Raw genomic sequence first — 3,676 nt, 5'->3', positions numbered from 1 at the left:
TGCCTGGCGCCGGCGATAGAGGCCACGACCAGCCAGAGAAGCAGCACCGCGGCGATGACGGCGAGGCTGAACGGGAGGGGTCGGCGCAGTTCCGAGCGATAGTCGATAGCCATTGCGGTCTCGCGGGCTTGGAGGGTTTGGTGTCAGATCGAGGAGGCAGACTCGCCCGGGGTCGGTTCGGCGCCGGCGGCTCCGGGTTCGGGACCGCGAACGGCCGGGGCCGAGCCCGCATGTCCCGCCTCGACCAGCGAGCCAATCATCGTCAGCAGCGCGCGGTGCTCGGGCGATCCGTTACCGGAAGCGAGGAAGACGGCAAGTTCGATCCGGGACGGAGCCCCACCTGATGGTTCGTTCGGCTCGTGGAACACGAACACGTCAGCCGCATCGTCACCCTGGCAGAGGAACCACTGGTCGTCGTTGCCACTGGCATGGATTTGCGTTCGCATGGTCGGCATCGGCAGGCCCTTCCGGTGGTGGTGCTAGAACTCTGTCGGCTTGATGCCGGCCTTCTCCAGGCGCTGCTCAAGCTCGGCCAACAAGGCTTGTACCGCCTGCCGCACGGGCATCTGCACCACGGGGTCGAGGGCGCGCATCGTCGCGTACAGCCCGGCCGCGGCCGCCCCACCGAGGAGCGGGGCGAGTACGAACAGCCAGAGCTGCCCCACCGCGTCCCAGCCGGCGAACAGGGCCGGCCTGATGCTGCGGGCCGGGTTGACCGAGGTGTTGGTCACCGGGATCGAGACGAGGTGGATCACGGTCAGGGCGGCGCCGATGGCGAGCCCGGCGAAGCCAACCGGCGCCTTCAGGTCGGTCGCCCCGAGGATGGTCAGGACGAGGAGCGCCGTCAGCACGAACTCGACGATGAACGCCGCCGTCATGTTGTAGTAGCCCGGCGAGTGCGCGTCGTAGCCGTTCGCGGCGAAGCCCGAGGCGACGTCGAAGCCCGGATGGCCCTGCGCGACGACGTAGAGGAGGGAGGCGGCGACGACCGCGCCGAGGACCTGGGCGGCCATGTAGCTGGGCAGGCGCGCGGCATCGAACTTCCGGCTCAGGGTCAGGCCCAGCGTGACAGCGGGATTGAGATGGCAGCCCGAGATCGGACCCAACGCGTAGATCATCGCCATCAAGACGAAGCCGAACGACAGGGCGACCCCGGCGTAGCCGATGTGGTCGGCTGCCAGGACGGCGCTGCCGCAGCCGCTGAACACCAGGACGAAGGTGCCGATGAACTCGGCGAGGTAGGGACGCATCAGCGGGAGTCCATCGGGGTGGAGGTGACCGCCGCCGCGGCGTACCGGTCGGGATCGCGCACGGCGCGGTAGGTCGTCGACGCACGCGGCCCCATGCCCTTGAGCAGCATCACGGCACCAAGGCACATCAGCAGCACCGGCACCGGGTTCCGTCGCACCGCCTCCAGCGCGCCGTCGTAGAGGCCGGCCCCTGTCGCGTCGCGCCGGACGGTGCCGAGCACGTCCTCGACGATCCCGGTGGGGGTGAGGAGCTGGGTCAGCCTGCCCAGCGTCCGGTCCAGGCGGCCACGGCTTGCTTCGATCTCACGCTCCAAGCCATCTGCGTCACTCGTCATGCGTCACGTACTCCTTGATGACGACGGCATCCTGCCGGAGCTGCCGGCCCGTCCGGGTCGGTATGAGCCCGTCGACCGAGAACCGGCCCTTGGCCATCAGTGCCATGACGACGCCGATGACGAGGAAGGTGGTGCCAACGATCAGGGCGGCGAGCGCCTCCGAGCCGACGATGGTGGCGAGCCACTTCACCAGGGCGTCGACCAAGACCAGGAAGCCGACGACGGCGAACACGGCTGCGGCGGCCATCGCCGCGAGGCCGACGATCAGGCGGCGCAGGTTGCCGGCCATCTCCTGACGGAACAGGGCGATCTCGCCCCGCAGGACATCGCCGGCACCTCGGAGTGCCTCGGCCATCAGGCCCTGGAGCCCGCCGGACGGCGGGGGGAACGGCGCTCACGGATACCCGCCCCAGGGCTGCCTGGGCTCACCACGGGACTTGAGCGCATCGCCGTTCCCGGACCGCAGGAGGTGGAAAGTGCCATACCCCAGCGCACCAGCCACCAGGGCCGTCGCCAGCGGGTTGCCTCGCGCCACCGCTTCGGCGTCGCGAAGGAGTTCGCGTAAGCCACGGCGTGCGACGTGGTCCGAGAGCGCGTCGAGGTTGTCGGCGACCGTGTGGACGAAGGGCTTCGCCCGCGCCTGTCCGTCAAGCTCGTCGCTGCCTGAACGCAGCGCCCTGGCGAGCTCGGACAGGAAGCTGGCCGCCTCGGTCCTGCGCCGGTCGGCATAGCCGCTCGCCTGATCACGCACGGCGTCTGCCAGGCCCGCCGGCGAGCGCGCCGCCTGCATAGGGCCGTCGGCGGCGGGTGATGGTCCCGCAGATCGGGTCGGATCGTTCATGGTGCTGCTCCGGACCTGCGGGACGATGTTGGAACGGGGGACCGACCTAGCGGCGACCGTGGACGACCATCGCGAGGAGGTAGCCGAGTGCGCCCGCCATCGCCGCCATCATCAGCGGGGACTCCTTGGCGTAGCTCGTGACCGTGTCGGCGCCCTGGCGGTAGGCGCGCTCGGCGTCGGGGAAGGCATCGCGGCCCTGCTTCAGCGCGCCCTGCGCAAGATCGCCGGCCTGGTCGGCCACGTCTCGGACGGCGTCCTTAGCCTGCCCGTACAGGTTCTCGACGTTACCCTTGGCTTCATTGGCGGCGCCTTCGGCCTTCGTCTCACGGTCGCCGGTCACGTCGCCAACGGCGCCCTGGACCTTGCCGCCGAACTCCCTCGCGGCACCGGTGATGCGGTTCTCGTCCATAGGTGTTCTCCTGAGTGAGGCCGGACGCGCGGGATGCGCGTCCGGCGGTTGCATGAGGTCGCGTTACTTCTTGGCGCTCTTGCCGTGGGCCTTGGTCGAGCTCTCGTGCGCCTTCTCGGAGTGGCCGTGAGCCTCCTTGGAGTGCTTGGCGGCCTTCTCCTCGTCGCCCTTCTCGTGGTGCTCTGCTGCGGTCTTGTGCGACTTGGCGGCGGCTTCGTGGTGCTTGGCGGCCTCGTCGTGCGCGGTCTTGGCCATGGTGGTTTTCCTCGGATGGCACCGTCACGGTGCTCGTTACGGTCGTGTCGACCGGCGCGTCCGGACGGGACGGATCCCGACCGGCGTGCGGGGTGTCTCAGGCGCGCCGCCTCAGAAGGCGGGCAGCCTGCCGTCGGGGGTGTAGCGGTCCACCGCCGCGGGAAGCTCCCGGGAGAGCCTGGAAAGCAGTTCATCGTGCGACAGCCCGGTCTGCCGAGATAGGGCGTCCATGACATCAGGACCGATGGCCTGGCGCAGCTGGGGCGGGGCGATCTCGTGGTTGGGACCGTGGTTCACCCAGGAATCGGCGGCCGCGCCGTGGCCGTTCTGCCGGAAGCTCTCGACCATCTGACTCAGGCCCCCGCCGAGCACGTTGCCGACGCCGGCCCTGCCGAGCGCACCGCCGATGTTGCCGAGCAGGCCCCCGAGGCCGGCCTGGCCGGGCGCGGCCGCGGACCCCGCTTGAGGCGCTGAATGACTGCCGCCGAGCATCTCGACGATCTTGTCCTTGTTCTGGAACCCAGCCACGGCGAGCAGGCCGAGCAAGGCGGTCATGGAGGGAAAGCCGTCACTCATGTTCGTTCTC

8 protein-coding genes are annotated in these 3,676 nt (G+C 69.7%); all 8 read right to left on the bottom strand.

The window, feature by feature from the left end; all coding sequences use genetic code 11:
• Nucleotides 1-143: 143 nt before the first annotated feature.
• Nucleotides 144-455, bottom strand: coding sequence for a hypothetical protein (locus MKK68_RS01390; RefSeq protein ID WP_244027942.1), 312 nt, complete (start codon nucleotides 453-455; stop codon nucleotides 144-146).
• Between the two features lie 24 nt (nucleotides 456-479).
• Nucleotides 480-1,250 carry an aquaporin Z gene (gene aqpZ, locus MKK68_RS01385; protein WP_244027940.1) on the bottom strand — a complete coding sequence of 257 codons (771 nt, stop codon included), beginning with the start codon at nucleotides 1,248-1,250 and terminating at the stop codon, nucleotides 480-482.
• Nucleotides 1,250-1,585 carry a DUF3618 domain-containing protein gene (locus tag MKK68_RS01380; RefSeq protein ID WP_244027933.1) on the bottom strand — a complete coding sequence of 112 codons (336 nt, stop codon included), beginning with the start codon at nucleotides 1,583-1,585 and terminating at the stop codon, nucleotides 1,250-1,252. Before MKK68_RS01380 ends, aqpZ begins: the two co-directional genes overlap by 1 nt.
• Complete coding sequence (locus MKK68_RS01375; RefSeq protein ID WP_244027931.1) at nucleotides 1,575-1,940, bottom strand: phage holin family protein; 366 nt, start codon at nucleotides 1,938-1,940, stop codon at nucleotides 1,575-1,577. Before MKK68_RS01375 ends, MKK68_RS01380 begins: the two co-directional genes overlap by 11 nt.
• A 39-nt stretch (nucleotides 1,941-1,979) precedes the next feature.
• Nucleotides 1,980-2,426, bottom strand: coding sequence for a hypothetical protein (locus MKK68_RS01370; protein WP_244027929.1), 447 nt, complete (start codon nucleotides 2,424-2,426; stop codon nucleotides 1,980-1,982).
• Between the two features lie 46 nt (nucleotides 2,427-2,472).
• Complete coding sequence (locus tag MKK68_RS01365) at nucleotides 2,473-2,835, bottom strand: CsbD family protein (protein ID WP_244027927.1); 363 nt, start codon at nucleotides 2,833-2,835, stop codon at nucleotides 2,473-2,475.
• Between the two features lie 63 nt (nucleotides 2,836-2,898).
• Nucleotides 2,899-3,090, bottom strand: coding sequence for a hypothetical protein (locus MKK68_RS01360; RefSeq protein ID WP_091713696.1), 192 nt, complete (start codon nucleotides 3,088-3,090; stop codon nucleotides 2,899-2,901).
• Between the two features lie 111 nt (nucleotides 3,091-3,201).
• Nucleotides 3,202-3,676 (bottom strand): YidB family protein (locus MKK68_RS01355; protein WP_313899207.1); only part of this gene is annotated, 475 nt, incomplete at its 5' end.

This window comes from Methylobacterium sp. E-016 (assembly GCF_022829745.1).
Classification (GTDB): domain Bacteria; phylum Pseudomonadota; class Alphaproteobacteria; order Rhizobiales; family Beijerinckiaceae; genus Methylobacterium.
This window is presented reverse-complemented; position numbering and strand designations above follow the sequence as displayed.

What these genes read in the sequence shown, in the direction of transcription:
- MKK68_RS01390 (WP_244027942.1), bottom strand. Translation starts at nt 455, where the DNA reads ATGCCGACCATGCGAACGCAAATCCATGCCAGTGGCAACGACGACCAG.
- aqpZ (WP_244027940.1), bottom strand. Translation starts at nt 1,250, where the DNA reads ATGCGTCCCTACCTCGCCGAGTTCATCGGCACCTTCGTCCTGGTGTTC.
- MKK68_RS01380 (WP_244027933.1), bottom strand. Translation starts at nt 1,585, where the DNA reads ATGACGAGTGACGCAGATGGCTTGGAGCGTGAGATCGAAGCAAGCCGT.
- MKK68_RS01375 (WP_244027931.1), bottom strand. Translation starts at nt 1,940, where the DNA reads ATGGCCGAGGCACTCCGAGGTGCCGGCGATGTCCTGCGGGGCGAGATC.
- MKK68_RS01370 (WP_244027929.1), bottom strand. Translation starts at nt 2,426, where the DNA reads ATGAACGATCCGACCCGATCTGCGGGACCATCACCCGCCGCCGACGGC.
- MKK68_RS01365 (WP_244027927.1), bottom strand. Translation starts at nt 2,835, where the DNA reads ATGGACGAGAACCGCATCACCGGTGCCGCGAGGGAGTTCGGCGGCAAG.
- MKK68_RS01360 (WP_091713696.1), bottom strand. Translation starts at nt 3,090, where the DNA reads ATGGCCAAGACCGCGCACGACGAGGCCGCCAAGCACCACGAAGCCGCC.